Source organism: Thermus thermophilus (assembly GCF_019974155.1).
Lineage (GTDB): Bacteria > Deinococcota > Deinococci > Deinococcales > Thermaceae > Thermus > Thermus thermophilus_C.
The window spans coordinates 2,110,376-2,135,154 of sequence record NZ_AP025158.1 but is presented as its reverse complement, the minus strand read 5'-3'; the positions used below and the strand labels follow the sequence as shown (position 1 = coordinate 2,135,154).

Annotated in this window: 31 protein-coding genes; 15 read left to right on the top strand and 16 right to left on the bottom strand. The window is 69.4% G+C overall.

The features are described 5' to 3' along the window. Nucleotide 1: 1 nt before the first annotated feature. The 4 genes from TthTMY_RS11565 to dnaX are packed head-to-tail and all read right to left on the bottom strand — an operon-like array spanning nt 2 to nt 4,267. Complete coding sequence (locus tag TthTMY_RS11565) at nt 2–1,855, bottom strand: 2-oxoacid:acceptor oxidoreductase subunit alpha (protein ID WP_096411351.1); 1,854 nt, start codon at nt 1,853–1,855, stop codon at nt 2–4. Nucleotides 1,856–1,905: 50 nt separating this feature from the next. Further along, entirely contained in the window at nt 1,906–2,373 is a 468-nt protein-coding gene (locus tag TthTMY_RS11560) for a phosphohydrolase (protein ID WP_096411350.1), read from the bottom strand. Continuing rightward, nucleotides 2,374–2,655 (bottom strand): metal-sensitive transcriptional regulator, encoded by a 282-nt coding sequence (locus TthTMY_RS11555; protein WP_008633933.1) that lies wholly within the window; start codon nt 2,653–2,655, stop codon nt 2,374–2,376. Between the two features lie 7 nt (nt 2,656–2,662). Further along, nucleotides 2,663–4,267, bottom strand: coding sequence for a DNA polymerase III subunit gamma/tau (dnaX, locus tag TthTMY_RS11550; RefSeq protein ID WP_096411349.1), 1,605 nt, complete (start codon nt 4,265–4,267; stop codon nt 2,663–2,665). Between the two features lie 17 nt (nt 4,268–4,284). Here dnaX and TthTMY_RS11545 point away from each other — a divergent pair, with 17 nt between their 5' ends. Both TthTMY_RS11545 and argB read left to right on the top strand, forming a co-directional pair. Continuing rightward, the gene (locus TthTMY_RS11545) at nt 4,285–4,776 is read left to right on the top strand and encodes a hypothetical protein (RefSeq protein ID WP_096411348.1); all 492 of its coding nucleotides are present in this window, start codon (nt 4,285–4,287) and stop codon (nt 4,774–4,776) included. Beyond that, entirely contained in the window at nt 4,769–5,515 is a 747-nt protein-coding gene (argB, locus tag TthTMY_RS11540) for an acetylglutamate kinase (protein WP_223903298.1), read from the top strand. Before TthTMY_RS11545 ends, argB begins: the two co-directional genes overlap by 8 nt. Here argB and TthTMY_RS11535 read toward each other — a convergent pair. From TthTMY_RS11535 to TthTMY_RS11515, 5 genes are read right to left on the bottom strand one after another with little or no spacing between them, the layout of a single operon-like run. Continuing rightward, entirely contained in the window at nt 5,505–5,813 is a 309-nt protein-coding gene (locus TthTMY_RS11535) for a hypothetical protein (protein ID WP_157745804.1), read from the bottom strand. The genes argB and TthTMY_RS11535 overlap by 11 nt on opposite strands. Next, nucleotides 5,776–6,246, bottom strand: a complete 471-nt coding sequence (locus tag TthTMY_RS11530; protein WP_093005077.1) for an NUDIX hydrolase — start codon at nt 6,244–6,246, stop codon at nt 5,776–5,778. Before TthTMY_RS11530 ends, TthTMY_RS11535 begins: the two co-directional genes overlap by 38 nt. Before the next feature lie 29 nt (nt 6,247–6,275). Next, a complete protein-coding gene (locus TthTMY_RS11525; protein ID WP_093005079.1) occupies nt 6,276–6,893 on the bottom strand; it encodes a MazG family protein in 618 nt (205 codons plus the stop codon). Continuing rightward, nucleotides 6,868–7,311 (bottom strand): hypothetical protein, encoded by a 444-nt coding sequence (locus TthTMY_RS11520; protein WP_093005081.1) that lies wholly within the window; start codon nt 7,309–7,311, stop codon nt 6,868–6,870. The genes TthTMY_RS11525 and TthTMY_RS11520 overlap by 26 nt, the downstream gene beginning before the upstream one ends. Beyond that, nucleotides 7,311–7,655 (bottom strand): YbjQ family protein, encoded by a 345-nt coding sequence (locus TthTMY_RS11515; protein WP_096411347.1) that lies wholly within the window; start codon nt 7,653–7,655, stop codon nt 7,311–7,313. Before TthTMY_RS11515 ends, TthTMY_RS11520 begins: the two co-directional genes overlap by 1 nt. Nucleotides 7,656–7,713: 58 nt before the next feature. On the opposite strand from TthTMY_RS11515, the gene TthTMY_RS11510 reads away from it, so the two are divergent. The 3 genes from TthTMY_RS11510 to TthTMY_RS11500 are packed head-to-tail and all read left to right on the top strand — an operon-like array spanning nt 7,714 to nt 9,043. Next, nucleotides 7,714–8,124, top strand: coding sequence for a copper chaperone PCu(A)C (locus TthTMY_RS11510; RefSeq protein ID WP_096411346.1), 411 nt, complete (start codon nt 7,714–7,716; stop codon nt 8,122–8,124). Beyond that, entirely contained in the window at nt 8,121–8,705 is a 585-nt protein-coding gene (locus TthTMY_RS11505) for an SCO family protein (RefSeq protein ID WP_223903296.1), read from the top strand. The genes TthTMY_RS11510 and TthTMY_RS11505 overlap by 4 nt, the downstream gene beginning before the upstream one ends. Nucleotides 8,706–8,713: 8 nt before the next feature. Continuing rightward, nucleotides 8,714–9,043, top strand: coding sequence for a dolichyl-phosphate-mannose-protein mannosyltransferase (locus TthTMY_RS11500; protein ID WP_093005090.1), 330 nt, complete (start codon nt 8,714–8,716; stop codon nt 9,041–9,043). Nucleotides 9,044–9,062: 19 nt separating this feature from the next. Here TthTMY_RS11500 and TthTMY_RS11495 read toward each other — a convergent pair whose 3' ends face one another. Then, the gene (locus tag TthTMY_RS11495) at nt 9,063–9,857 is read right to left on the bottom strand and encodes a ZIP family metal transporter (protein WP_096411345.1); all 795 of its coding nucleotides are present in this window, start codon (nt 9,855–9,857) and stop codon (nt 9,063–9,065) included. A 65-nt stretch (nt 9,858–9,922) separates the two neighbouring features. Here TthTMY_RS11495 and prfA point away from each other — a divergent pair, with 65 nt between their 5' ends. The 3 genes from prfA (at nt 9,923) to TthTMY_RS11480 (ending at nt 12,721) form a co-directional block, all read left to right on the top strand. Further along, a complete protein-coding gene (gene prfA / locus TthTMY_RS11490; protein WP_096411344.1) occupies nt 9,923–10,987 on the top strand; it encodes a peptide chain release factor 1 in 1,065 nt (354 codons plus the stop codon). Further along, entirely contained in the window at nt 10,987–11,454 is a 468-nt protein-coding gene (locus TthTMY_RS11485) for an NUDIX hydrolase (RefSeq protein WP_096411343.1), read from the top strand. Before prfA ends, TthTMY_RS11485 begins: the two co-directional genes overlap by 1 nt. A 103-nt stretch (nt 11,455–11,557) precedes the next feature. Continuing rightward, nucleotides 11,558–12,721 carry an acyl-CoA dehydrogenase family protein gene (locus tag TthTMY_RS11480; RefSeq protein WP_096411342.1) on the top strand — a complete coding sequence of 388 codons (1,164 nt, stop codon included), beginning with the start codon at nt 11,558–11,560 and terminating at the stop codon, nt 12,719–12,721. Here the strand turns inward: TthTMY_RS11480 and rlmN are convergent. Further along, nucleotides 12,690–13,757, bottom strand: coding sequence for a 23S rRNA (adenine(2503)-C(2))-methyltransferase RlmN (gene rlmN / locus TthTMY_RS11475; protein WP_096411341.1), 1,068 nt, complete (start codon nt 13,755–13,757; stop codon nt 12,690–12,692). The genes TthTMY_RS11480 and rlmN overlap by 32 nt on opposite strands. A 41-nt stretch (nt 13,758–13,798) precedes the next feature. On the opposite strand from rlmN, the gene TthTMY_RS11470 reads away from it, so the two are divergent. The 7 genes from TthTMY_RS11470 (at nt 13,799) to TthTMY_RS11440 (ending at nt 20,173) form a co-directional block, all read left to right on the top strand. Beyond that, entirely contained in the window at nt 13,799–14,995 is a 1,197-nt protein-coding gene (locus TthTMY_RS11470) for an ABC transporter substrate-binding protein (RefSeq protein WP_096411340.1), read from the top strand. 10 nt (nt 14,996–15,005) lie between these two features. Beyond that, nucleotides 15,006–15,773 (top strand): sugar phosphate isomerase/epimerase family protein, encoded by a 768-nt coding sequence (locus TthTMY_RS11465; RefSeq protein ID WP_172844660.1) that lies wholly within the window; start codon nt 15,006–15,008, stop codon nt 15,771–15,773. Between the two features lie 99 nt (nt 15,774–15,872). Further along, complete coding sequence (locus TthTMY_RS11460) at nt 15,873–16,970, top strand: IS4 family transposase (RefSeq protein ID WP_096410490.1); 1,098 nt, start codon at nt 15,873–15,875, stop codon at nt 16,968–16,970. 65 nt (nt 16,971–17,035) lie between these two features. Beyond that, nucleotides 17,036–17,767, top strand: coding sequence for a c-type cytochrome (locus TthTMY_RS11455; protein WP_096411338.1), 732 nt, complete (start codon nt 17,036–17,038; stop codon nt 17,765–17,767). 10 nt (nt 17,768–17,777) lie between these two features. Beyond that, nucleotides 17,778–18,260, top strand: coding sequence for a cytochrome C (locus tag TthTMY_RS11450; protein ID WP_096411337.1), 483 nt, complete (start codon nt 17,778–17,780; stop codon nt 18,258–18,260). A gap of 8 nt (nt 18,261–18,268) precedes the next feature. After that, on the top strand, nt 18,269–18,901 hold the full coding sequence (locus TthTMY_RS11445) for a ubiquinol-cytochrome c reductase iron-sulfur subunit (protein WP_096411336.1): 633 nt from the start codon (nt 18,269–18,271) through the stop codon (nt 18,899–18,901). 9 nt (nt 18,902–18,910) lie between these two features. After that, nucleotides 18,911–20,173, top strand: a complete 1,263-nt coding sequence (locus TthTMY_RS11440) for a cytochrome b (protein ID WP_096411335.1) — start codon at nt 18,911–18,913, stop codon at nt 20,171–20,173. A 103-nt stretch (nt 20,174–20,276) separates the two neighbouring features. On the opposite strand, the gene TthTMY_RS11435 is transcribed toward TthTMY_RS11440, so the two are convergent. The 5 genes from TthTMY_RS11435 to TthTMY_RS11415 form a co-directional block, all read right to left on the bottom strand. After that, a complete protein-coding gene (locus tag TthTMY_RS11435; protein WP_096411334.1) occupies nt 20,277–21,074 on the bottom strand; it encodes a YhjD/YihY/BrkB family envelope integrity protein in 798 nt (265 codons plus the stop codon). Then, nucleotides 21,067–21,636, bottom strand: coding sequence for a hypothetical protein (locus TthTMY_RS11430; protein ID WP_096411333.1), 570 nt, complete (start codon nt 21,634–21,636; stop codon nt 21,067–21,069). Before TthTMY_RS11430 ends, TthTMY_RS11435 begins: the two co-directional genes overlap by 8 nt. Beyond that, on the bottom strand, nt 21,633–22,874 hold the full coding sequence (locus tag TthTMY_RS11425) for a glutamate-5-semialdehyde dehydrogenase (RefSeq protein WP_096411332.1): 1,242 nt from the start codon (nt 22,872–22,874) through the stop codon (nt 21,633–21,635). The genes TthTMY_RS11430 and TthTMY_RS11425 overlap by 4 nt, the downstream gene beginning before the upstream one ends. After that, entirely contained in the window at nt 22,871–23,983 is a 1,113-nt protein-coding gene (gene proB, locus TthTMY_RS11420) for a glutamate 5-kinase (RefSeq protein WP_096411331.1), read from the bottom strand. The genes TthTMY_RS11425 and proB overlap by 4 nt, the downstream gene beginning before the upstream one ends. 549 nt (nt 23,984–24,532) lie before the next feature. Next, on the bottom strand, nt 24,533–24,754 hold the full coding sequence (locus TthTMY_RS11415) for a hypothetical protein (protein WP_096411330.1): 222 nt from the start codon (nt 24,752–24,754) through the stop codon (nt 24,533–24,535). Between the last annotated feature and the right edge of the window lie 25 nt (nt 24,755–24,779).

The window sequence follows — 24,779 nt, the reverse complement described above, 5'->3', positions numbered from 1 at the left end:
ACTAGACTCCTTTCCTGAGCACGAGCCTCTTTGGGGCCCGTCCCTCCTTCACCGCCTTAAGGGCCGCCACGGCCTCGTCCAGGGTGATGGGCCGGCCGTTGTACTTCACCACCCGGTGGTGGACCTGCTTCAGGGTTTCCTGCTGGACGAGGTCGGCGAGCTGCCCCGAGTAGTTGTGCTCCACCGTGACCAGGGTCTTCCCCTCGAGGAGGGGAGCGATCTCGGGGAAGGGCCAGAGGAGCCTGAGGTGCAGGTACCCTACCCCCTCCAGGTGGTCCAGGGCCTCGAGGAGGGTCCCCTTCACCGAGCCGAAACCCAGGACCAGGACTTCCCCGTCCCGGTAGAGGGTGTACTGGTCCTCCTTGGGGATCTCCTCCCGGGCGGTCTGGAGCTTTTGCATGCGCTTTTCCATCTGCGCCTCCCGGAGGACAGGGTCTTCGGTGATGTGGCCCAGGAAGTCGTGCTCGTCCGAGGTCATCCAGTAGAAGACCCCTTGGGTGCCCAGGGGGGCGAAGGGGGAGACGCCGTCCTTCGCGGGGGCGTAGCGGGCGTAGGGGGTGGGCTTGCCCGCCTTAGGGGCGAGGCGCTTTTCCTCGCCCGGAGGGAGGACGCGGAGGGCCTCCTTGGGGAGGACCTGGCCGGTGCTCGCCAGAAACTTGTCCAGGAGGTGGACCACCACCGTCTGGTAGCGCCAGGCCCAGGCGAGGGCCTTCTGGGCGTCCAGGAAGGTGTCCAGGAGGTCCCCGGAGGCGAGGACGAGCCTAGGGTACTCCCCGTGCCCTCCCCTGATGGCGAACATCAGGTCCCCCTGTTCGGTGCGGGTGGGCATCCCCGTGCTGGGCCCGCCCCGCTGGTAGAGGGTCACCACCAAGGGCGCCTCAATCATCCCGGCGAAGCCCAGGCCCTCGGCCATGAGGCTGAAGCCGGGGCCGCTCGTGGCCGTGGCCGCCTTGGCCCCCGTGAGGGCGGCCCCCACCGCCATGTTCACCGCGGCGATCTCGTCCTCCGTCTGGACCACGGCCACGTCCGCCCCAGGGAGGTGGGTGTGGGCCTCGAGGAAAACGCTTTCGTCCGTGGCGGGGCTTATGGGGTAGTAGGTCTGGAAGCGGAGGCCTCCGGCGAGCTTGCCCAAAGCGGCGGCCTGGGCCCCGGTGAGGTAGACCCGGCCGGGCGCGGGGCCCAGGACCTCGAGGCGGAAGGGAAGCCTGGGCACCTCCTCCCGGTACACGGCCTCGGCCACCTTGCGGTTGAGCTCCAGCACCTCCCCCCGGAACTGGAGGGCGAGGGCCTGGAGGAGGGGTTCTAGGGGGTAGCCCAGGAGGTGGAGGCTCGCCGCCACGGCGATGGTGTTCAGTGTGCGCCGGGCCTTGAGGGAGGGCACCCCCAGGGCCTCCCCGATCCGGTCCGCCACCGCCTCAAAGGGGTAGGGCAGGGGCTGGACCCCGGCCTCGGCGTAGGCCTGAAGCACCTCCTTAAGGGACGGGTCGGCCTGGCCCAGGCGCTTGGCCAGGTCCTCCGCCGCCCGGTGGTCCAGCATGGGGAGCTTGTGCAGGGTGAGCTCCAGGACCCTGGGGTCGTAGAGCACCACCCCCCCTTCCCGCACCTCCCCCAGGTGCCGGGCCAGGGTCTCCCCGTCCAGGGCCACCAGGAAGTCCACCCTTTCCCGGAAGGCCTGGACCGGTTTTCGCGCGAGGCGCACGTCCAGATAGGAGTGCCGCCCCATGATGTTGGAGTGGTACTCCCGCCTGGTGGCCACCCACCACCCCCCCTTGCCCACCGCCCGGGCGAAGAGGGTGGCCGCCGTCTCTATGCCCCCGCCTTGGGGGCCGCCCACGCGCCAGGTGAACTCCTGCATCTTCCCCCCTTTGGGCTTACCCTACCCCAAAGGGGGCGGCCTGGCTAGGGCTATTCCTCCCGGTCCGCCTCGTGAAGCCTCCGCCCCCAGAGGCTTTTGGGGGCGTGGTGCTCGAGGACCAGAGCCCGCACCCTGGGGTCCCGGATCCTCTGGGCGGCGTAGAGGGGGTGGTGGCGGCGCACCTGGAAGGCCCCGAGGAGGCCCCGCCGTAGGGGGTAGGGGGGGAGGGGCGGGGCGAAAAGCCCGGCGAGGACCCGCTCCAAGGTCCGGTAGGGCCTTACCGCCTTCCCCGCGTCGTGGAGGAGGGCGGCCCGCACCGCGTAGCCCGGGGCCTCGGGGTGGGCCTTAAGGAGCCTTTGGGCCACCCGCACCCCGTGGGCCCGGTCCCGGGGGTCCATGGCGAGGTAGAGCGCCCGTTCCTCCCCCTCCAGGAAGCGCAGGGCAAAGGCATCGTCCGGCACCTCCTGGGCGAAAAGGGCCCGGAGGAGGCGCCGGAGGCGCCCCCGAAGCCGACCCATCTAGATGAACTTCTTCAGCATGGTGGCGATCTCCTCGGGCTTCTTGGGGTTCACCTTGCCCTCGGAGACCTCGGCGGCGCAGACGTTTAGGAACTCGTGGAGGATTAGGGTGGCCGCCGCCTCCATGGCCTTCTTGGTGGCGGTCATCTGGGTGAGGACCTCGTCGCAGGGGCGGCCTTCGGCCACCATCTTCTGGAGCCCCCGCACCTGGCCCTCTATACGGCGGAGGCGCTTGAGGATGTTGTCCACGGTCTCTTGTCCGAGGTCGGTGGTCCGCGTCATGCCCCCATTATATACCAGTACCCCCTATCTCGTCTTGGCTCAGGGGTTCCTCCTCCGGCGCCTCCCGGGTCCTGGGCCGCCGCACCCAGAGCACCCGCCCCCCCAGGAGGCGGACCACCCGCCTCAAGGCCTCCTCTGGGGCCTCCTCTTCCACCTTTACCTCCGCCTCTACCTCCGCCTCGGGAGGGCTTGGGGGCGCGGGCGCTTCAGGAGGGGGGGCCGGGCGGGGCCTTGGGCTCAGGCTTTTTTTTTCTCCCTCCAGGACGAGGACGACCTCCTCCGCCCCGAAGTGGGCCTGGGCCAGGGGGAGGAGCCTCGCCTTCTGTTCTAAGGCCTTGCGGTAGTGGAAGGCCTTGTCCTCGGGGAAGGCGAGGCGGAGCTGGCCTTCCCGGACCTCCGGGCGGGCTTCCCGCACGAAGGCCCGGAGGGTGGGCCTGAGGGCCTCGAGGAAGGCCCGCCACCGTTCCCGCAGGTCGGGGGCCTCCTCGGGCCTAGGGGGTTCCGGGGCCGCCTCCTGGGCCGGGGGGGTTTCCGGCTTGGGGCCGGCCTCCGGGGAGGGGGCGCCCGTGGGCTGGGGCAGGGCCTCGGCGGCCAGGGCCCTTCCCGCTTCCAGGAGGGCCACCTCCAGGCTTAAGGCGTCGGAGCGGCGGGCGAGGCGTTCCATGGCCTCGTCCAGGGCGGTCATGGCGGCGATCAGGGCCTGGGGCGGGGCGGGAAGGGGTGTTTCCCCGAGGCCGAAGGCGGCGTAAAGGCCCTCCCGGAACACCTCCAAAAGGCCCGAGACCAGGCTCCTCGGGGCGTACCCTTCCCCGTAGAGGCGCCGGGCGAGGCCCAGGGCCTCCGCCGTTTTCCCCCTTGCGAGGGAGGCGGCGATCTGGGCCAGGGCCTCCTTGGGGGGGAGGCCTAGGGCGCGCTCCACCTCCTTCCGGGTGAGGGGGCCTTCCAGGAGGAGGAAGCGCTCCAGGAGGCTTTCCGCGTCCCTCAGGGCCCCGTCCGCCAGGCGCGCGAGGAGGAGGAGGGCCTCCTCCTCCGCCTCCCGCCCCACGGCCTCCAAGATGCGCCGGAGCTTAGAGGCGATCTCCTCCTCCGTGAGGCGGCGGAAGCGGAAGTGCTGGGTGCGGGAGAGGATGGTGGGAGGCATCCTCTCGGGCTCGGTGGTGGCGAAGACGAAGAGGACGTGGGGCGGGGGTTCCTCCAGGGTCTTGAGGAGGGCGTTGAAGGCGCTTTTGGAGAGCATGTGGGCCTCGTCCAGGATGAAGACCTTCCTGGGGGCGGAGAGGGGGGCGAGGTGGATCCTCTCCTTTAGCTCCCGCACGTCCTCCACGGAGTTGTTGCTGGCGGCGTCAATCTCCACCACGTCCGGGTGGGCGCCCCTCTGCACCGCCTGGCAGTGGGGGCAGACCCCGCAAGGGGGGTCTTCCCCCTGGCACCCCACCGCCATGGCGAGGAGCCTCGCCGTGGTGGTCTTGCCCACCCCCCGGGGCCCGGAGAAGAGGTAGGCCTGGGCGAGCCTCCCCTCCCGGATGGCCTTGAGAAGGGGCTCCTTCACGTGCTCCTGCCCCACCACCTCCTGGAAGGTGAGGGGGCGGAAGCGGCGGTAGAGGGCGCTCACAAGGGCTAGTATAGGGCGTGGTGCGGAGCTTCCTTTCCTTGCACGTGCAGGCCTCCCTGGAGGCGGTGGCGGCCTGGGCCGAGGGGCGCACGGGGGGGGCCGGGGTCTACCTGGTGCCCGACCCTCCCTGGACGAGCCTCTACCACGAGGCCCTCGAGGCGGAGGAGGACCCGGAGGCCATCCGGGCCTTCCTGCGGGAGCTTTCCCGCCTAGGGCAGGCCTTGGCCTTCCTGGTCCTCAGCGAGGAGGACCTCCTCTTCCTCCTGGCCGAGGGGGGGGAGGTGAAGGCGGAGCTGCGCGCGGGTCCGGAGCTTGGGGCGGCCCTGAAGGCCCCGGCCGACCTTGCCCCCCTCCTGACGAGGGCCCAGGCCCTCCCGCCGGAGCACGCGGTCCGGGCCCTCGCCGCCCGCTTCGGCCTCCATCCGGACCACGCCCTTCTGGGCTTCGCCGACCTCCTGGAGGCCGAGGAGGAGGAGGGCCTGCCCGAGGAGGTGGTCTACCTTGAGTGAGGCCCTTTTGGTGAAGGTGGGAGGAAGCCTTAGGGGGGCGGAAGCCCTACTTTCCGAGCTCGCCGCCTACCCCGGCCCCCTCGTCCTCGTCCACGGGGGCGGGCCCGAGATCGGGGCCTGGCTTGGCCGCCTGGGGTACGAGAGCCGCTTCGTGGGGGGGCTTCGGGTGACGCCCCCGGAGCAGCTCGAGGTGGTGGAGATGGCCCTTTACCTCACGGGAAAGCGCCTGGCGGAGGGGCTTTCCCGAAGGGGGCGGAAGGCTTTGGCCCTCTCGGGGCGGGACGCCCTCTGCCTGAAGGGGAGGGCCCTTCCCGGCCTCGGCCGGGTGGGGGAGGTGGTGGGGGTGGAGGTGGGGCTCCTCCTGGACCTTTTGGCGAAGGGCTACACCCCCCTCCTCGCCCCCATCGCCTTGGACGAGGAAGGTCCCCTCAACGTCAACGCCGACACCGCCGCGGGGGCCGTGGCCGGGGCCTTGGGGTGGCCCGCCGTCTTCCTCACCGACGTGGAGGGGGTCTACCGGGACCCCAAGGACCCCCAAAGCCGCCTCCCCCACCTCACCCCGGAGGAGGTGGCGGCCCTGAGGGAGGCGGGCGTCCTCCAGGGGGGGATGATCCCCAAGGTGGAGGCGGCCCTCTCCGCCCTCCGGGCCGGGGCCCCCTGGGCGGCCATCGCCAAGGGGGAGAGGGGGGTTTTGGCCCGGGTGCTCGCCGGGGAGGCGGGGACCCGCTTCACCCTTTGAAGAGGCCCAAGAAGGCCCGCATGAAGGTGGGGAGGTCCTTGGGCGGTGACCAGGTTGCCGTCCACCCCCTTTCCCGGTAAAGCCCATGACCCCCACGGGCTTCCCCTCCCGCGCCAGGGCGAGGACCTCGAGGCTTCGCCGCAAGGCCCCAGGAAGCGAAGCCCGACTTGGCCCGGTACTCCCGGGCCTCGAGGCCGAGGACCGTGGGGGCGTACCCCGCTTCCCGCACCCGGTGGTAGGGGTAGAGGAACCCCCGCTCGTCAAAGAGGTCCGCGAGGAGGACCCCGGTGCGCTTCACGCCACACCTCTAGGAACTCCTTGAGGATGTTCCCCGTCACCCCCCAGATGTCCACCCCCCGCCAGGGAAAGTGCCAGACGGTGCGGTTTAGGCGCACCTCGCTCCAGGGCTCCACCGCCAATAGCTCCCCCAGGGGAGCGAGGAGGACCTCCGCCACCTCCTCGGGGTTGGGCCTAAGGAGGGGCAGGTCCTCCCGGAAGACCACCACGGGCTGGACCAGAAAGCCCTGGGGAGAAAGGGTGGGGGGGAGGAAGCCCAAAGGCTCCACCCCCCTTAGCCCCACCTCCTCCTCGGCCTCCCTCAGGGCGGCCTCCACCACGCCCTCCCCCGGCTCCACCACCCCCCCGGGGAAGCTCACCTGGCCGGCGTGGGTGGGGAGGTGGGGGCTTCTTAGGGTGAAGAGGAGGTGCTCCCCCAGAAGGGGCACGGCCACCGCGGCCAGGCGGAAGCCGGGCGGGGGCTCTAGCCCTCCCGGCAGGCCCTGAGGGAGCGCCGCCTTAAGGCGCTCTCGGGGTCCATCCCCTTCTTGGCGAAAAGCCCCACCAGGTGCCAAAGCGCTTCCTCCAGGTCGCCCTCTTCCAGGGCCTTCCTCAGGCCTTCCTCGCTCCCCGGGTCCATCCCCTTCCGCTGGAGCTCGTAGGCCCGGAGCAGGGTGGGAAGCCCCTTGGGCAGGCCGCAGGGGTCCTCCTTCTTGCCCTCTTGGGCCTTCAGGTCCTCCCAGCGGGCCTTCACCTCCTCCGGGGTCTTGGCGGTGGCCTCCCCAGTCACGCCCGAGCGTACGTTGAAGACGTGGGGGTGGCGGCGGATGAGCTTCTCCACGATGGCCCGCTCCACGTCCCCGTAGGTGAAGCGGCCCTCCTCCTCGGCGATGACGCTGTGGAAGGCCACCTGCAGGAGGACGTCCCCGAGCTCCTCGGCCATCTCCTGGGGGTCGCCCTTAAGGAGGGCGTCCGCCGCCTCGCTCGCCTCCTCCAGGAGGTAGGGGACGAGGCTTTCGTGGGTCTGGGCCCGGTCCCAGGGGCACCCCCCGGGCCCCCGCAGGCGGCGCATCACCTCAAGAAGCCGCTCCATGCCCTCCATTCTCCCTTAGAAGAAGCCCCCCCGCCAGGGAAAGCCCCACGAGGAGGAGGGAGAGGGGGTCCAGGGGGGCGGGCTCCAGGGTCCAGCCCCCGGGGCCCGGCGTGGGGAGGCCGGTGGTGCGGGTGAGGAGGAAGAGGAGAAGGAGCGTTCCCACCAGGTAGCGCCCCGCCCTCACCCATCCTTTTCCCGGGCGCACCTCCAAAAGGGGAAGGAGGAGGAGGGAGAGGCCGTAACCCAGCTCCAAGGCCAGGAGGACCATGAAGAGGAGGCCGTACCAGAAGCCCGGGGTCTTCAGGGCGAGGGCGGGGTCTTGCGCCCGGAAGACCTCCCCGCAAAGCCCCCCGCCCAAGGGGGTGTCCCCCAGGCCCAAAAGCTGGAGGAAGAAGGGGAGGATGAAGAAGGGGGCGGCGCGGCGCATCACCGCTCCCGGGCGGGCTCCAGCCGGACCGCCGTCCCGTAGTCCGGGACCTCCGCCGCCCCTTGCATGACGCTCGCGGCGGCGTAGCGCACGCCGAGGACGGCGTGGGCCCCAAGCCTCCTCGCCTCCTCCGGCATCCGGGCCTCAGCCACCTCCCGGGCCTCCTGGAGCATCTCCGTGTACTCGGGGAGCTCCCCGCCCACCAAGGTGCGGAGGCCCGCCAGGAGGTCCTTGCCCAGGTGCTTGGAGCGCACCGTGCTCCCCTTCACTCCGCCCAGGACCTGGGCGACCCGGTACCCGGGGACGGCCTCGAGGGCGGACACCAGGATCTCCATAACCCCCATCCTACTTGCACTCCCCGGGAGGTACGTTTGTCCCGGGGGCCTTCCCTATAGTGGGGGCATGAGGCGCTGGATTGGACTCCTCTTCCTGCTGGCCTTGGCCTCGGCCCAGGTGGTCCGGGAGGGCTGGGTCCGCTTCTCCCCTGGCCCCAACGCCGCGGCGTACCTCACCCTGGAGAACCCCGGGGACCTCCCCCTCCGCCTCGTGGGGGCGAGGACGCCCGTGGCCGAGCGGGTGGAGCTCCACGAGACCTACGTCCGAGAGGTGGAGGGGAAGAAGGTGATGGGGATGCGCCCCGTGGCCTTCCTCGAGGTCCCGCCCAAGGGCCGGGTGGAGCTCAAACCCGGGGGGTACCACTTCATGCTCCTCGGCCTGAAGCGGCCCCTAAAGGCAGGGGAGGGGGTGGAGCTTGACCTCCTCTTCGCCGACGGGAAGGTCCTTAAGGTGGTCCTTCCCGTGGAGGCGCGATGAAGAGGCTTCTGCCCGTCCTCCTTGCCCTCCTCGCCCTCTTGGCCCTGGCCTACCTCCTCCTTCCCCGGGGGCACACCTTCTACGGCACGAGGCTTCTTAACCCCAAGCCCGTGGACTTCGCCCTGGAAGGCCCCCAAGGCCCCGTGCGCCTCTCCCAGTTCCAGGACAAGGTGGTCCTCCTCTTCTTCGGTTTCACCCGCTGCCCCGACGTCTGCCCCACCACCCTCATCGCCCTCAAGCGGGCCTACGAGAAGCTTCCCCCGAAGGCCCAGGAAGGGGTCCAGGTGATCTTCGTGAGCGTGGACCCCGAGCGGGACCCCCCGGAGGTCGCCGACCGCTACGCCAAGGCCTTCCACCCAAGCTTCCTCGGGCTTTCGGGAAGCCCGGAGGCGGTGCGGGAGGCGGCCCAGACCTTCGGGGTCTTCTACCAGAAGAGCCAGTACCGGGGCCCGGGGGAGTACCTGGTGGACCACACCGCCACCACCTTCGTGGTGAAGGAGGGGAGGCTTGTCCTCCTCTATAGCCCGGACAAGGCGGAGGCCACGGAAAAGGTGGTGGCGGACCTTTTGGCCTTGTTGTAACCTGGAGCATGGACTTCAAAGACCTTCTGGAAAGGACCAAGGAACTCGCCCGCTCCGCGGCGAAAGAGGTGGAAGGCAAGCTCCGGGAGCTCAAGGAAAAGCTGGACCAGGACAAGGACGGCCGGCCCGACGTCCTGGAAAAGGCCCTGAAGGAAGCGGAAAAGGCCCTGGAGGAGGCCAAGGCCAAGCTGGCCCAGCTGGACCAGGACAAAGACGGCCTCCCCGACACGCTAAAAGGGCTCTCCGAGGCCGCCAAGAAGGCGGCGGAAACCGCCAAGGCCAAAGCCGAAGAGGCCGCCCGCCTCCTGCAGGAGCGCCTAGGGAAGAAGGAGGGTTAGGGCCCTCCCCCGTAGACCCCTAGCCCAAGGCCACGTCCAGGGCCATCATCAGGGCGAAGCCCGTCATGACCCCGAAGGTGGCGGTGTCCCCGTTCCCCTCCGCCTGGCTTTCCGGGATCACCTCCTCCACCACCACAAAGACCATGGCCCCCGCGGCCAAAGCCATGAGGTAGGGGAGGAGGGCCATCATCTGGGCCACGAGGAGGGCCCCGAGCACCGCGCCCAGGGGCTCCACGATGGCGGAGAGTTGCCCGTAGAACCAGGCAAGGCCCGCCCCGATCCCCACCCGCCGCAAGGGCCAGGCGATGGCGAGCCCCTCGGGGAGGTTCTGGAGGCCGATGCCCAAGGCGAGGGCGACGGCCCCGCCCAGGGTGGCCGTCCCGGTGGCGTCCAGCCCCGCGGCCCCGAAGGCCACCCCCACGGCCAGGCCCTCGGGGAAGTTGTGCAGGGTGATGGCGAGGATAAGGAGGGTGGTGCGGCGCCAGAGGGTCTTGAGCCCCTCGGGGGCCTCCTTGGGGCCCAAGTGGAGGTGGGGCAGGTAGCGGTCCAAAAGCCGGATAAGCCCCCCGCCCAGGAGAAACCCCACCACCGCCGGGAAAATGGGGTTGTTCCCTTGGGCCTCCGCCATCTCCATCCCGGGGATGAGGAGGGAGAAGACGCTCGCCGCGAGCATCACCCCGGCGGCGAAGCCCAGCATGGCGTCCAGAAGCTTGCGGCTCGGCTCCCTGGCGAAGAAGACGCTCGCCGCCCCCACCGCCGTGAGGCCCCAGGTGAAGAGGCCGCCCAACAGGGCGTAGAGGAGGAAGGGCTCCATGCCCACGAGTTTAGGCAAACCTAAAATCGGGGTCAAGGGCCGGGTGCGCTATCCTGAAAACAGGTATGCTGGACAAGCTTGACCGCCTAGAGGAAGAGTACCGGGAGCTGGAGGCGCTCCTCTCCGACCCGGAGGTGCTGAAGGATAAGGGGCGCTACCAGAGCCTCTCCCGCCGCTACGCCGAGATGGGGGAGGTGATCGGCCTCATCCGGGAGTACCGGAAGGTCCTCCAGGACCTCGAGGAGGCGGAAAGCCTCCTTGACGACCCCGAGCTCAAGGAGATGGCCAAGGCGGAGCGGGAGGCCCTCCTCGCCCGCAAGGAGGCCTTGGAGAAGGAGCTGGAGCGCCACCTCCTGCCCAAGGATCCCATGGACGAAAGGGACGCCATCGTGGAGATCCGGGCGGGGACGGGAGGGGAGGAGGCCGCCCTCTTCGCCCGCGACCTTTTCAACATGTACCTCCGCTTCGCTGAGGCGATGGGCTTTGAGACCGAGGTCCTGGACTCCCACCCCACGGACCTCGGGGGCTTCTCCAAGGTGGTCTTTGAGGTCCGGGGCCCGGGGGCCTACGGCACCTTCAAGTACGAGAGCGGGGTCCACCGGGTGCAGCGGGTGCCCGTCACCGAGACCCAGGGGCGGATCCACACCTCCACGGCCACGGTGGCCGTCCTTCCCAAGGCGGAGGAGGAGGACTTCCAGCTGAACATGGACGAGATCCGCATTGACGTGATGCGGGCTTCGGGGCCCGGGGGGCAGGGGGTGAACACCACCGACTCGGCGGTGCGGGTGGTCCACCTGCCCACGGGGATCATGGTCACCTGCCAGGACTCCCGCAGCCAGATCAAGAACCGGGAGAAGGCCCTCATGATCCTAAGAAGCCGCCTCCTGGAGATGAAGCGGGCGGAGGAGGCGGAAAGGCTCCGGAAGACCCGCCTCGCCCAGATCGGCACCGGGGAGCGCTCGGAGAAGATCCGCACCTACAACTTCCCCCAGTCCCGGGTCACGGACCACCGCATCGGGTTCACCACCCATGACCTCGAGGGCGTCCTCTCCGGCCACCTGACCCCCATCCTGGAGGCGCTCAAGCGGGCCGACCAGGAGCGCCAGCTCGCGGCGCTGGCGGAAGGGTGATGCGCCGGGAGATCCTGGTGGCGGCGGCCATCCTCCTGGACAGCCGGGGCCGGGTCCTCCTCGTGGGCAACGACTGGGGCCGCCGGGGCCGGGTGCGCTACACCCTTCCCGGGGGGACGGTGGAGCCCGGGGAGACGGCCCTAGAGGCCCTGGTGCGGGAAGTGCGGGAGGAGACGGGGCTTTGGGTCCGGTCCGTGGAGCACCTGGCCTACGTGATCCAGGTGGAGGACCGCCGCAAGAACGAGCGCACCCTGGCCATGGCCTTCCGGGCCACCTACGAGGGGCTCTTGAACCCCAGGGACCCCGACGGGCACATCGTGGAGGCCCGCTTCTTCACCCTGGAGGAGGTGGAGGAGAGGCTCAAGGGGCACCTTCCCCTCCTCGAGCCCCTGCGGGCCTACCTGCGGGGGGAGCGGGGCCGGTTTTACGCCTACGCCGGCTGGCACGCCCCGGGGGTCGTGGTCTAGGGACCCCACCGCGGCGGGGCCCCATGGGCCGGGAAGCGGGGGCGGAGGCCTTAAACCTGACGCTTTTTTACAGGTGGTCGCCTAGGAGTTATATAATGCCCCCATGGGCCTCTGGTTTGAGGAAAGCGCGGAGGAGCGGCAGGTCCTGGGGCCTCTTCGCGAGTTCCTAAAGGCGGAGGTGGCCCCGGGGGCGGCGGAGCGGGACCGCACCGGGGCCTTCCCCTGGGACCTGGTGCGGAAGCTCGCCGAGTTCGGCGTCTTCGGGGCGGTGGTGCCCGAGGCCTACGGGGGCGCGGGGCTTTCCACGAGGCTTTTCGCCCGCATGGTGGAGGCCATCGCGTACTACGACGGCGCCCTTGCCCTCACCGTGGCGAGCCACAACTCCCTGGCCACGGCGCACATCCTCCTCGCGGGGAACGAGGCCCAGAAGGAGGCCTTTCTTCCCAAGCTTGCCTCGGGGGAGGCCCTGGGGGCCTGGGGCCTCACGGAGCCCGGCTCCGGCTCGGACGCCGCCGCCCTCAAGACCAAGGCGGAGAAGGTGGAGGGGGGGTGGCGGCTCAACGGCACCAAGCAGTTCATCACCCAGGGGAGCGTGGCCGGGGTCTACGTGGTCATGGCCCGCACCGACCCCCCTCCAAGCCCCGAGCGGAAGCACCAGGGCATCTCCGCCTTCGCCTTCTTCCGCCCTGAGCGGGGGCTAAGGGTAGGCCGGAAGGAGGAGAAGCTTGGCCTAAGCGCCTCGGATACGGCGCAGCTAATCCTGGAGGACCTCTTCGTGCCCGAGGAGGCCCTTTTGGGCGAGCGGGGGAAGGGCTTCTACGACGTCTTAAGGGTGCTGGACGGGGGCAGGATCGGCATCGCCGCCATGGCCGTGGGCCTGGGCCGGGCCGCCTTGGACTACGCCCTCCGCTACGCCAAGGGGCGGGAGGCCTTCGGCCGGCCCATCGCCGAGTTTGAGGGGGTTTCCTTCAAGCTGGCGGAGGCGGCCACGGAGCTGGAGGCGGCGCGGCTTCTCTACCTCAAGGCGGCGGAGCTCAAGGACGCGGGGAGGCCTTTCGCCCTCGAGGCCGCCCAGGCCAAGCTCTTCGCCAGCGAGGTGGCGGTGAAGGCCTGCGACGAGGCCATCCAGATCCTGGGGGGCTACGGCTACGTCAAGGACTACCCCGTGGAGCGCTACTGGCGGGACGCCCGCCTGACCCGCATCGGCGAGGGAACGAGCGAGATCCTGAAGCTCATCATCGCCCGGCGCCTTCTGGAAGCGGTGTGAAGGTCAGGGGCCGGGGGACCTTCAGGGCGAGCTGGCCGCAGGCCGCCCCCACGTCCTGCCCCCGGCTCCACCTTATGGAGGTGGGGACGCCGAGGCGCTTTAGCTCCTCGGCGAAGGCCAGGATGCCCGCCTTGGGCGTCCCCTCCACCGGGGCCCCTTCCCAGGGGTTGAAGGGGATGAGGTTCACGTGGGCGCTTAGGCCCTTGAGGAGCTTGGCGAGGAGCCTCGCCTGCCAGAGGTGGTCGTTCACCCCCTTGAGGAGGGTGTACTCAAAGGTGACCCGCCGCTTGGTCTTGGCGTAGTAGTGGCGCACCGCCTCCAGGATCTCGGCGATGGGGTAGCGGTGGGCGGTGGGGATGATCTTCCTCCGGGTTTCGTCGTCCGGGGCGTGGAGGGAGAGGGCGAGCCGCACCCCGAGGTCTTCCTCGGCGAGGCGGTAGATCCCCTTGGGGATGCCCACGGTGGAGAGGGTGACGCGCCTGGGGCTTAGGGCGAGGGCCTTCTTGTGCAGCATGATCCGGACCGCTTTGAGGACGTTCCTCAGGTTGAGGAGGGGCTCCCCCATCCCCATCAGGACCACGTTCCGGATCTCCCTGGGGGAGAGGCCCTGGTGGTAGGCGATGGTGAGGAGCTGGTCCAGGATCTCCGCCGCGGTGAGGTTCCGCCCGAAGCCGAGGGCCCCGGTGGCGCAGAAGGTGCACCCCGCCGGACACCCCACCATGGTGGAGAGGCAGACGGTCTTCCGGTTCTCGTAGGGCATGTAGACGGCCTCGGTTTTCTTGCCGTCCAGAAGGGTGAAGAGGTACTTGACGCTTCCGTCTTGGCTCGGGAAGGCCTGGACCAGGCTGAACTCGGAGAGGCGCCACTCCCGCGCCAAGGCCTCCCGCAAGGCCTTGGGCAGGTCGGTCATCTCCGAGAAGTCCCGCGCCCCTTTGGCGTAGAGCCAGTGGGCGATCTGGGCCTTGCGGTAGCCCTCGCCGGGAAGCTCCTCGGGGAGAAGCTCCAGGATGGGCTTGAGGGCGTGGGAGGCGGCCATACCCTCCCATTGTAGCCGAGAAGGGGAGTAAAATCCGGGCCATGCGGAAGCTTCTTCCCTTGGCGCTTCTGGGCCTTTCCGCCTTCGCCCAGGTGGACGTGCCCTTCTGGCACGCCATGGACGGCCCGGCGGGGAGGCTCATCGCCGCCTTCGCCCAGGAGTTCAACGGCAGGCAGGGCCAGTACCGGGTCCTGCCCCAGTACGTGGGGAACTACCGGGACGCGGAGACCAAGCTGGTGGCCGCCCTGCGCACGGGAGGGGGACCGGTGCTTTTCCAGGCGGAGCTCTCCTTCTTCCCCCGCCTGGTGGCCGAGGGGAAGGCGGTGGCCCTAGACCCCTACCTGGCCCTGGACCGGGCCTTTGTGGAGGACCTCTTTGAGCCCGCCTGGAACTACGGGGTGGTGGAGGGGAGGCGCTTTGGCCTCCCCTTCAACACCTCCACCCCGGTCCTCTTCTACAACCTGGACGCCTTCCGGGCCAAGGGGCTCAAGGCCCCGAGGAACTGGAAGGAGTTTGAGGAGATGGCCAGGGCCCTCACCACCCGCCAGGCCAAGGGGTTCATCTTCGTCACCGACCCCCAGGCCTGGCTCTTTGAGGCCATGGTGACGAGCCGGGGGGGCAACCTGGTGAAGGACGGGAGGCCCAACTTCACCTCCAAGGAGGCCCTGGACGCCCTGGAGACCCTTCACCGCTTGAACCGGGCGGGGGCGCTTTCCGCCCGGAGCCTGGCCGAGGCCACCTTCGCCCAGCTGGACTTCGTGCGCACCAAGGGAATGATGGTCATGGCCTCCATCGCCAACTGGCCCGCCGCGGAGAACTTCTCCTTCGCCTTCACCCTGGGGGTGGCCCCCGTGCCCCGGGAGGAGGGGGGGAAGGTGCCCATGGGGGGCGCGCAGCTTGTGGTGCTCCAGGGGTCCAAGGAGGCCCAGATCCGGGGGGCCTTGGAGTTCTGGAAGTACCTCATGGAGCCCAGGAACGTGGCCCGCTGGGTGGAGGCGAGCTACTACGTGCCCGTGCGCAAGTCGGCCCTCCCCCTCCTGGAGGGCTTCTACCGGGAAAACCCCTTCCGCAAGGTGGCCTTTGAGCAGATCGCCTACGCCCAGGAGCGGCCTCGAGTCCCCCAGTTCTCCACCTGGGCGGGCCTTTTGGCCGAGGCCCTGGAGAAAAGCCTCAAGGGGAACATCCCCCCGCAAAAGGCCCTGGAAGAGGCCCAGAGGAAGGCGGAGGCCATCCGGTAGGATGGGGGCCATGCGCCTAGGCTTCAGCCCCTTCAACGCGGAGCTGGACTACGAGGCTGCCTTCCCCCTGGCGGCGGAGCTCGGGCTGGACCTGGAGGTGGCCTACGACCTGCACGAGGCCTTTCCCCTCCCGGGGGCGCGGGAGCTTAGGGCCACGGGGGAGGCCTTGGGGGTGGGCTTCACCCTCCACCTCCCCTTCGTGGAGCTGAACCCGGCAAGCCTCATCCCGAGCGTCCGCAAGCTCTCCCAGGAGCGGCTTCTCCGGGCCCTGGAGTTCGGGGAGGCCTTGGGGGCGAAGGTGGGGGTGCTGCACACGGGCCTCATCCCCGTGCGCCACCCCGTGGCGGAGCGGCTTGCCTGGGAGGCCCTGGAGGAGACCCTCGCCCTCCTCCACGACCCGCCCATCCCCGTGGCCCTGGAGAACCTGGCCCTTTGGGAGCACGACCTCGTCCGGGGCCCGGAGGAGCTCCGCCGCCTTCTGGAGCGCCACCCCCACCTTGGGTTCTGCCTGGACGTGGGGCACGCCCTGGTGGAGCTTGGCCCCAAGGGGCCTTTCCGCTACCTCGAGGCCCTGGGGGACCGGCTTCTCCACCTTCACCTCCACGACAACCACGGGCGGCGGGACGACCACCTCCCCGTGGGCTCGGGGCGCGTCCCCTGGGAGGGGCTTGCCTCCTTCCTCCGGGGGTTTTCCGGCACGGCCGCCTTGGAGGTGGTGGGCGGCCTCGAGGGGGTGCGGCGGAGCGTGGAGCGGCTTACCGCCCTCCTCGCCCCGTGACGGGACATCTGTCCTTAGTCAAGGGGTCGTATAGCTGAGCTCTCATCACTTTGAGGGCTGGGGCTTGACAAGGGAAGAGAAGAGGGGGGTAAGTAAGGTGTGCCGCCCACCACCCCCCTTTCCCAAGTTATCACCCTCTGGGTCCATAAGGTCTTCGCCTCCCTCAGGAAAACCATCCGCTCCAACCTCGCCCTCTTCCTGTCCACCCTCCTCACTACCCCCCTGGACCCCACCCTCTCCGACCTCGCCCGCAGAACCCCCCTCCCCACCCTGGCCCAAAGCCGCCTCAATCGCCTCTGGCGCTTCCTCCATCACCCCACCCTGCAAGACCCCTGGGCCCTCACCGAAGCCCTCCTCCCCCTCCTCGTCCCTCGTTTCCCCAAAGACCGCCCCCTCCCCCTCATCGTGGACTGGACCTTCACAGAGGACGGTAGGCACCAAGCCCTGGTGGCCGCCCTTCCCCTCAAGGGAAGGGCCCTGGTGGTGGCCTTCGCTCTTCACCCCCTCTCCCCTTTCCCCAGTCAAAACCGGGTGGAGGAGGAGTTCCTCCACCGCCTGGGCCGCGCCGTCCAGGACCTGGGATATACCCCCCTCTTCCTCCTGGACCGCGGCTTTGACCGGGTCTCCCTGATGCGAAAGCTCCAGGGGTGGGGCATGGGCTTCCTCATCCGCCTGCGGCAGAACCGGGAGGTGGAACCCCAAGGGGGGAAGCGCCTTCCCCTGAAGGAGGGCTACCAGCGTGTGGTCCACCCCCTGCGGGAGGAGGTCCGCCTTTTCGGACACGGTGGGGAGGGGGTAGAAGTCACCCTCCTGGTGTACCCAGGGGGTCGGGATCCCTGGTATCTGGCCTATTCGGGCCCTTTTGGGGGGGAGCCGCCCTATGGGTGGCGGATGTGGATTGAAGAGGGGTTTAGGGACCTGAAGGGGCAGGGGTTTGGGCTGGACCGCCATCGGCTGCGGACGGGGGCGAGCCTCAGGGGGTGGTTATGGCTTCTGGCCTTGGGGATGGCGCTCTTGGTCCTTCTGGGGGCGCGCTTGCAGGGCAGGGAATGGCTTCCCCGGCTTCTGGCCCATCCCGAGCGGCAAAGCCTCTTCCGTCTGGGCCGGATCGCCCTGGCCCAGGGGCCCCCGCCTTGGAGGGAAGCAGTGGTGGAGGAGCTGGTCAGGTTGCTTCAGGAACTGGGGGGAGGAAAGTGATGAGAGCTCAGGTCGTATAGTGGTGGGGTGGGGTCTTGCGCCCCTTTTCACGAGAGGGAGGCGAGATGATCGTAGACCGCATTGAAGTCTACCTGGACCAGGGGACGGAGCCCGTCGCCGTGCTAAAAGAGCCCCCCTATCGGTGGAAGCTGGACACCCGGAACCTCCCCGACGGGGAGCACACCCTCCGGGTGGTGACCCACTTTCGCGGCGGAGGCCAGGAGATCCGGATCATTCCCTTCACCGTCAACAACTACCCCGACGTTCTCGTCCTCGGCGTGGACGAGGGGGGCGAGGTGGCGGGGGAGGTGGAGCTCCGCATGCACGTGGGCGAGCCGGAGCTTCCCGTGGAGACCCCCCGCTTCAACCCCCTCTGGTACGCCGTGGCCGCCGTGGTGTTGCTGGGCGGCATCTGGAGCTACTTCGCCCTCTCCCCGGCCGCGGAGCGGATCGTGGAGGAGGTGGCCCCGCCCGCCCAGGAGGCCCAGGCCCACGGGGGTGGCCAGGAGGCGGTGGCGCCCGCGGGGGTGGACCCCGCCCTCATGGAGAAGGGCAAGGCCATCTACGAGGCGAACTGCGCCGCCTGCCACCAGGCGAACGGCCAGGGCCTACCCCCAGCCTTCCCCGCCCTGGCGGGCAACCCCAACCTCCAGGACGCCCAGATGATCCTTAACGTCGTCAAGAACGGCCGCGGGGCCATGCCCGCCGTGGGGGCCAACTTCAGCGAGGAGGAGCTCAAGGCCGTGGCCACCTACATCCGCAACAGCTTCGGCAACAGCTTCGGCCCCGTGGAGTAAAGGAGGGAAGATGTACCGCAACGACCCCATCCTGCCCACCTTTGCCCTGATCCTGGCGGCTGGCCTCTTCTACGCCGCCTACCTGGATGGCCGCCACATCGCCCGCCTCCTGGGCCACGTCCCCGAGGAGCTTTCCGTGGGTCAGATCGGGCTTATGGCCTTCGGGGCGGTCCTGCTTCTCTACGGGCTCATGGGCTTGGTCTCCTACTGGCTTGAAGGTGTAGAACTCCGCCCAGGCCGCCACTTTCCCACCCCCTCCACCGCCCCCGTGGCCGCGGGCGTCATTTTGGTCCTCCTCCTCACCGCCCTTTCCGGCTTCTTCGTGCGGCTCCTCGCCTACTCCGCCCAGACCGGGCACAACCCCACCTGGCTCCAGGGCCTCATCTTCGGGTCCATCAGCCTGGTGGTGGCGGCCCTCTTCGGGATCTACCGCCGCTTCTTCGGCCGGGAAGAGGTGATCACCGAGGAGGAGAAGAGCGAGTTCCCCTGGTGAGGTGAAGCATGGACGAGCGCGAGGTCCGCTTGCGCCAATCCCGTAGGCGGCTTTTCCTAAAGACGGTCATCGGCACCGGCATCGGCCTCTCCTTGGTCTCGGCCTTCTACGTGGGGGCAAGCCTCCGCCCCAAGGCCGAGGTCACGCCGGAGAAGGAGCCTTTAAAGCCCGGGGACATCCTGGTCTACGCCCAGGGGGGCGGGGAGCCCAAGCCCATCCGCCTCGAGGAGCTTAAGCCCGGGGACCCCTTCGTCCTCGCCTACCCCATGGACCCCAAGACCAAGGTGGTCAAAAGCGGCGAGGCCAAGAACACCGTCCTGGTGGCCCGCTTTGATCCCGCGGAGCTTGCCCCCGAGGTGGCCCAGCACGCCGCGGAGGGCGTGGTGGCCTACTCCGCCGTCTGCACCCACCTGGGGTGCATCGTGAGCCAGTGGGTGGCGGACAAGGGGGCCGGCCTCTGCCCCTGCCACGGAGGGGTGTACGACCTCAAGCAAGGCGCCCAGGTCGTCGCCGGGCCCCCGCCCAGGCCCCTCCCCCAGCTTCCCGTGCGGGTGGAGGACGGCGTCTTGGTGGCGGCCGGGGAGTTTTTGGGTCCGGTGGGGGTCCAGGCGAGCGCCGGGGCCTGCACTTGGAGGGTCTAGGAGGGAAGCATGTACCGGTGGCTTGACGAGCGCTTAGACCTCAGGGGCCTCTACCACAAGGTCCTGCGCAAGGCCTTCCCCGTCCACCACACCTTCTTCCTCGGCGAGATCACCCTCTTCGCCTTCGTGGTCCTGGTCCTCACCGGGGTCTTCCTCACGCTGAACTACGAGCCTTCCATCCGGGAGGTGCGGCTTGCCGACGGGCGCACCGTGCCCGCGGCCTACGCCAGCGTCCTTTACATAGACAGCCTCCCCTTCGGCGCCGTGATCCGGAGCCTCCACCACTGGTCGGCCCACGTGATGATCGCCGCGGCCTTCCTCCACATGCTCCGGATCCTCCTCTCCGGGGCCTACAAGAAGCCCCGGGAGCTCAACTACCTGGTGGGCCTTGGCCTTCTGGGCCTTACCGTGGTCACCGCCTTCACCGGGTACGCCCTGCCTTACGACAACTACGCCGTGACCGCCACCCGCATCGGCTACGGCATCGCCCACTCCATCCCGTGGATCGGGGGTGCCCTGGCCGACCTGATGTTCGCCGGGGAGTTCCCGGGCTCGGAGAGGTCCATCCCTAGGCTTTTTAGCCTCCACGTCCTCTGGCTTCCCCTCGGGCTCATGGCCCTCATCGGGCTCCACCTCGCCATCATGGTCAAGCAGAAGCACACCCAGCCCCGCTACGCCGAGCGCGTGGCCCCGGGGAAGATCCTGGGCGTGCCCATGTACCCCCAGCAGATGGTCATGATGCTCATCCTCTTCGCCCTCTACGTGGGCATCCTGACCATCATCGCCGGGGCCTTCCTGGCCCACCCCGTGGAGGCCTTTGGCCCGCCCACCCCCAACACTCCGGCGGTGAAGCCCGACTGGTACTTCCTCTGGCTCTACGGCCTGCTCCAGATCATCCCCTCCAGCTGGGTGTTCCGCCTCTTCGGGGCCACCATCGGGCCGGAGTTCATCGGGGGCGTCCTGGTCCCTGGGATCCTCGGCCTGGTGGCCCTCCTTCTCCCCTTCGTGGACACCCGCAAGGACAAGATGCGCTACATGGAGCTTCCCTCGGAGCACCCGGTGCGCACGAGCGCCGTCTTGGCCCTGCTGGTCTTCTTCCTCATGGCGAGCCTCGCGGGGTACAAGATTGACTTCCAGCAGCAGGGCTCCATCCTGGGCGAAAACGCCGTCCTCTGGACCCTGGTCCTGGGTGGGCCCCTCCTCACCTTCTTGGTTTCCTACGTGCTCATGCGGGTCTTTTACGGGAAGGCGCGGGAGGAAAAGGCCCTTTAGCCCCTACCCGCCTTCGCCCCCACCGCGGCCGCGGTGGGGGTTTTGCGCACCTTCCCTTGCCCGGCTTGCGCCCGGTTCCCGGTGGCGAAACCCCGGTGCGGGCCTAGCCCGCCTCGCGGGCCTCTTCCAGGACCCGCGCCGCCACGGCGCCCACGAGGAGGGCGAGGAGGATGAGGTAGAGGCCGAGCAGGGCCAGGACGAAGCCCGCCAAGGGGCCGTAGAGGAGCTCGTACTGGGAGCGGGGGAGGAGCCTCGGGAGCCCGAGGCGGACGCCCTCAAAGAGGAGGGTCGCCACCCCCGCCCCGGCGGCGAGGGGAGGGAGCGCCCTAAGGCGCCCTGCGCCCCGGAGGAGGGCGTAGGTGAGGAGGAAGAGGAGGAAGGCGGCGGACAGGGGGACGAGTTCCTCCAGGGGCCCCAGGAGGCCTTGGAGCCCTCGGGGGAGGAAGCGGGCGAGAAACCCCAGGGCGAGGCCGAGGAGGGCGAGGAGGATGAGGCCTAAGCCCAGGAGAAAGGGCGTGACCAGGGCGAGGAGGCGGCTTCGCACCCCGGGCGGGCGGCCGAAGATCAGGCCCAGGGCGTAGCTCAGGGCGGCGAAGAAGTTGCTTCCCGACCAGAGGAGGAGGAGGCCGCTTCCCAAGGTCAGGGGGAAGGCGCCCCGGGTGAGGAAGTCCAGGAGGCTTTGGGCCATCTCGGGGCGGGCGGGGAAGAGGGCCAGGGTGAGCTGAGTCAGGGCCTGGAACACCTCGGTCCTCAGGGCGGGGTTTCCCGAGAGGAGGAGGCCGAAGAGGCCCACCAGGAGGAAGAGGAGGGGCATGAGGGAGAGGAGGGCGTAGTAGGCGAGGGCCGCGGCGAAGAAGGGGACGTGGGCCTCTTGGTAGAGGCGGTAGAAGCGCCTAAGCAAGGTCTTCCACCTCTTCCGCGCCCTTTCGGTCCCCCGCCTCCAGGAAGAGGCGAATGGCCGCCTCCTTGTGCCGCCGGGCTTCCTCGGGGAGGCCGAAGCGGAGGTGCCATTCCAAAAGCCCCCGGTGGGCACAGGCTTGGGCCATTGGGTCAGAGGAAGCCTCCGCCTCGGCTAGGCTTGCCTGAAGGAAGGACAGGCTCGCTTCCTTTTCCCCAAGGAGGAGCCAGGTGTAGCCCCGCTCGTAGAGGTTGGTGGCGCGGGCCAGGGGGTCAGGGGGAAGGAGGCGGGCCTCCTCTTCAAAGACGGCGAGGGCCTCCTTTAGCCTACCCGCCATGCGGAGGACCATCCCCACCTGGTGGAGGGCCCGGTGGCTTCCCGTCGCCTCGTAGAGCTCCCGGTGGAGGGCCAGGGCCTCCGCGTGCCTCCCCTGGAAGGCGAGGGCATACCCCAGGGCGAAGCGGGCCTCGGGCGAAGGTTCCCCCTGGAGGAGGGCTTCCGCCTCCTGGAAGCGACCTTCCTCCATGAGGGCCCAGGCCCGGGCCAGGGGGTCTTCCGGCCTCACGTGCGCTCCTGCCCCTCCCCCAGGGCCACCCACTTGAGGGTGGTGAGCTCCATGGGCCCCATGGGGCCGTAGGCGTGGAGCTTGGAGGTGCTGATGCCGATCTCCGCCCCAAGCCCCAGCTCAAAGCCGTCGTTAAAGCGGGTGGAGGCGTTCCAGAGGACCAGGCTCGCGTCCACCTCCTCCAGGAAGCGCCAGGCCGCCTTGGGATCCTCGGTGCAGATGGCCTCGGTGTGCCGGGAGCCGTAGCGGGCGATGTGGGCGAGGGCCTCCTCCAGCCCCGAGACCACCTTGACCCTTAGGATGAGGTCCAAATACTCCCGGTCCCACTCGTCCTCCCGGGCGGGGACCGCTTCTTGAAGGAGGGGGAGGGCCCTTGGGCAGGCCCTGAGCTCCACCCCCTTCTCCCGCATGGCCCTTTCCAGCCTGGGGAGGAAGGCCTCCGCCACCTTCTCGTGGACTAAGACGGCCTCGAGGGCGTTGCACACCGCGGGGCGCTGGGTCTTGCCGTTTAGGGCGAGGCGGAGGGCCATGGCGAGGTCCGCCTTCTCGTCCACGTAGAGGTGGTTCACCCCCTTGGCGTGGGCGAGGACGGGAACCCGGGCCTCCTTCTGCACGAGCCTTATGAGCTCCTCTCCCCCCCTCGGGATGAGGAGGTCCAAAAGCTCCAGGCGGCACATCTCCAAGACGGCCTCCCGGTCCGTGGTGGGGACGAGGGTCACGGCCTCCTCGGGAAGGCCCGCCTCTCCCAGGGCCTCGTGCCAGAGGGCCACCAGGGCCCGGTTGGACCGGAAGGCCTCCTTCCCGCCCCTCAGGAGCATGGCGTTTCCCGCCTTCAAGGCCACGGAGACCGCCTCCACCGTGGCCCCGGGCCGCGCCTCGTAGATGAAGCCGATGAGGCCCAAAGGCACCCGCATCCTGCCCACCCTCAGGCCGTTCGGCCGCTTGGCCAGGCCCTCTATCCGCCCCAGGGGGTCGGGGAGGCGGGCGATCTGCCTCAGGCCCTCCGTGAGGGTCTTGAGGTCCTTCTCCTTTAGGGCCAGCCGGTCCAGCTTGGCCTTGGGAAGCCCCGTTCTTTCCGCCTCCTCCAGGTCTTCCCGGTTGGCCCTTAGGACCTCTTCCCAGCGGGCCTCGAGGAGGTCCGCCATGGCGAGGAGGGCCCGGTCCCGGTTCCCCTTGGCGATCTCGGAAAGCCTCTTCCGCGCGCGCTCCGCCAGTTCCCAAAGGCTTGTTGCCGTCATGCCTCCTCCTTCAGGGCGAGGTGGTCCCGGTGGACCACCTCCTCGGTGTAGCGGTAGCCCAGGACGGCCTCAATCTCCGCGCTCCGCCGCCCCTTGATGCGGGCGATCTCCTCCGAGGCGTAGTTGGCGAGCCCCACACCCACCTCCTCTCCCTCCTCCGAGAGGAGGCGGACCGCCTCGCCCCGGCCAAACCTTCCCCGCACCTCCTTAACCCCGGCGGGAAGGAGGCTTGCCCCCCGCTCCTTTAGGGCGCGCACCGCCCCCCGGTCCAAGACGAGCTCCCCCTTGGGGCGGACGAGGCCAAAGAGCCAGGCCTTTTCCCCCCGGTAGCGCCTTTTGGCGTGGAAGTAGGTGCCCAGGGGGGCCCCGGAGAGGGCCTGGAGGAGGACCCCGGGCCGTTTCCCGGGGAGAAGCAGGGTGGGGATCCCCACCCTACCGGCGATGCGGGCGGCGAGGAGCTTGCTCCTCATCCCCCCGCTTCCCAAGGGGTTTTCCTCCCCGGCGTGGGCCAACACCGCCTCCACGGACTCCACCTCGGCGATGGGGCGGGCCTGGGGGTTTTTCTTAGGGTCCTCCTCGTAGAGGGCGTCCACATCGGAGAGGAGGGCGAGGAGGCCCGCCTCCACCAACGCCGCCACCCGGGCGGAGAGCTGGTCGTTGTCCCCGAAGCGGATCTCCTCAAAGGCCACGGTGTCGTTCTCGTTGATCACGGGCAGGGCCCCGAGGTCCAGAAGGGCCCGCAGGGTGGCCTTGGCGTTCAGGTAGCGGCTCCTGGAGGAGAGGTCCTCGGCGGTGAGGAGGACCTGGGCCACGGGGAGGCCGAAGGGGGCGAAGGCCTCTTGCCACCGGGCCATGAGGAGGGGCTGGCCGAGGGCGGCGAGGGCCTGCTTCAGGGGCATGTCCTTGGGGCGCTCCTCAAGCCCCAGCCGCCGCATCCCCGCCGCCACCGCCCCCGAGGAGACCAAGACCACCTCCCGGCCCTCCTCCTTTAGGGCGGCCACCTGGCGGGCGATCTCGGCCATGGCCTCGAGGTCCAGGCCCCTTTCCCCTGTGAGGACGGCGCTTCCCACCTTGACCACCAGGCGCTTGGCCGAAAGCCCCGGGCGCATTAAGGCCCAGGATAGCACCTCTCATCCCCTCGCCCCCGGGCCCTGGTAGGGTGGAAGGCGATGGACCTTCGGTCCTTGCGCCTTGCGGTCTTCGCGGCCTTGCTCGTTGCTTGCTCGGGGTCCTCGGAAGACCAAGCCCCAACCCTCGGCGCCTTCCAGGCCAGCCCCCCGAGGGGGAGGCCCCCCTCACGGCACGCTTTTCCTGGAGCGCGGGGGATCCGGACGGGGAGGTCTTGGACTGCGTCCTCGAGGCCGGGGGCGGGACAGGGCTAAGTACCCCGCTCTGGCTTGCGCCAGAGCGGGGGCCCCAAAAGGGCCTTCCCAAGCCTTATTTCGGGCAACCCGTGTTGCGAAATCAACGTGCAGCCACTTAGGCCTAAGCCCCTGCGGTACAGGCTACGCCTACGCTTTCCCGGGGGACCACCGGGTCAAGACAACAACGGGGCCAGCGTCCACCGAGAACCCCTTGTGCGGGCCTATGTCGGGCAAGGCTTCGCCCTGGAGGAACTCCCCCAGGGCGGGGCCTTTGAGGCCCAGCTCTCGGACGGCCTAGGGGTCCGCACCCTGGTCTTCCCCCGCTAGCCTAAAGCGACCCCCTTGGAAGGCCACCTTCCCCTCCCGCTTCAGCCGCACCAGGAGGGCGAAGAGGCGGGCCTTGCTGAGGCCCGGGTGCAGGGGTTTGAGGACGGCGTGGAGTTCCTCCAGGGTGCGCTCCCCTTTCAGGGCCTGGAGGAGGAGGGCTTCCAGGCGCCTTTCCCGCACGCCTTCCATTATTGACAGGGGCTTTCCGGCATGC

What these genes read in the sequence shown, in the direction of transcription:
- TthTMY_RS11565 (WP_096411351.1), bottom strand. Translation starts at nt 1,855, where the DNA reads ATGCAGGAGTTCACCTGGCGCGTGGGCGGCCCCCAAGGCGGGGGCATA.
- TthTMY_RS11560 (WP_096411350.1), bottom strand. Translation starts at nt 2,373, where the DNA reads ATGGGTCGGCTTCGGGGGCGCCTCCGGCGCCTCCTCCGGGCCCTTTTC.
- TthTMY_RS11555 (WP_008633933.1), bottom strand. Translation starts at nt 2,655, where the DNA reads ATGACGCGGACCACCGACCTCGGACAAGAGACCGTGGACAACATCCTC.
- TthTMY_RS11525 (WP_093005079.1), bottom strand. Translation starts at nt 6,893, where the DNA reads ATGGAGGGCATGGAGCGGCTTCTTGAGGTGATGCGCCGCCTGCGGGGG.
- TthTMY_RS11520 (WP_093005081.1), bottom strand. Translation starts at nt 7,311, where the DNA reads ATGCGCCGCGCCGCCCCCTTCTTCATCCTCCCCTTCTTCCTCCAGCTT.
- TthTMY_RS11515 (WP_096411347.1), bottom strand. Translation starts at nt 7,655, where the DNA reads ATGGGGGTTATGGAGATCCTGGTGTCCGCCCTCGAGGCCGTCCCCGGG.
- TthTMY_RS11510 (WP_096411346.1), top strand. Translation starts at nt 7,714, where the DNA reads ATGAGGCGCTGGATTGGACTCCTCTTCCTGCTGGCCTTGGCCTCGGCC.
- TthTMY_RS11505 (WP_223903296.1), top strand. Translation starts at nt 8,121, where the DNA reads ATGAAGAGGCTTCTGCCCGTCCTCCTTGCCCTCCTCGCCCTCTTGGCC.
- TthTMY_RS11500 (WP_093005090.1), top strand. Translation starts at nt 8,714, where the DNA reads ATGGACTTCAAAGACCTTCTGGAAAGGACCAAGGAACTCGCCCGCTCC.
- TthTMY_RS11495 (WP_096411345.1), bottom strand. Translation starts at nt 9,857, where the DNA reads ATGGAGCCCTTCCTCCTCTACGCCCTGTTGGGCGGCCTCTTCACCTGG.
- prfA (WP_096411344.1), top strand. Translation starts at nt 9,923, where the DNA reads ATGCTGGACAAGCTTGACCGCCTAGAGGAAGAGTACCGGGAGCTGGAG.
- TthTMY_RS11485 (WP_096411343.1), top strand. Translation starts at nt 10,987, where the DNA reads ATGCGCCGGGAGATCCTGGTGGCGGCGGCCATCCTCCTGGACAGCCGG.
- TthTMY_RS11480 (WP_096411342.1), top strand. Translation starts at nt 11,558, where the DNA reads ATGGGCCTCTGGTTTGAGGAAAGCGCGGAGGAGCGGCAGGTCCTGGGG.
- rlmN (WP_096411341.1), bottom strand. Translation starts at nt 13,757, where the DNA reads ATGGCCGCCTCCCACGCCCTCAAGCCCATCCTGGAGCTTCTCCCCGAG.
- TthTMY_RS11470 (WP_096411340.1), top strand. Translation starts at nt 13,799, where the DNA reads ATGCGGAAGCTTCTTCCCTTGGCGCTTCTGGGCCTTTCCGCCTTCGCC.
- TthTMY_RS11465 (WP_172844660.1), top strand. Translation starts at nt 15,006, where the DNA reads ATGCGCCTAGGCTTCAGCCCCTTCAACGCGGAGCTGGACTACGAGGCT.
- TthTMY_RS11455 (WP_096411338.1), top strand. Translation starts at nt 17,036, where the DNA reads ATGATCGTAGACCGCATTGAAGTCTACCTGGACCAGGGGACGGAGCCC.
- TthTMY_RS11450 (WP_096411337.1), top strand. Translation starts at nt 17,778, where the DNA reads ATGTACCGCAACGACCCCATCCTGCCCACCTTTGCCCTGATCCTGGCG.
- TthTMY_RS11445 (WP_096411336.1), top strand. Translation starts at nt 18,269, where the DNA reads ATGGACGAGCGCGAGGTCCGCTTGCGCCAATCCCGTAGGCGGCTTTTC.
- TthTMY_RS11440 (WP_096411335.1), top strand. Translation starts at nt 18,911, where the DNA reads ATGTACCGGTGGCTTGACGAGCGCTTAGACCTCAGGGGCCTCTACCAC.
- TthTMY_RS11425 (WP_096411332.1), bottom strand. Translation starts at nt 22,874, where the DNA reads ATGACGGCAACAAGCCTTTGGGAACTGGCGGAGCGCGCGCGGAAGAGG.
- proB (WP_096411331.1), bottom strand. Translation starts at nt 23,983, where the DNA reads ATGCGCCCGGGGCTTTCGGCCAAGCGCCTGGTGGTCAAGGTGGGAAGC.
- TthTMY_RS11415 (WP_096411330.1), bottom strand. Translation starts at nt 24,754, where the DNA reads ATGGAAGGCGTGCGGGAAAGGCGCCTGGAAGCCCTCCTCCTCCAGGCC.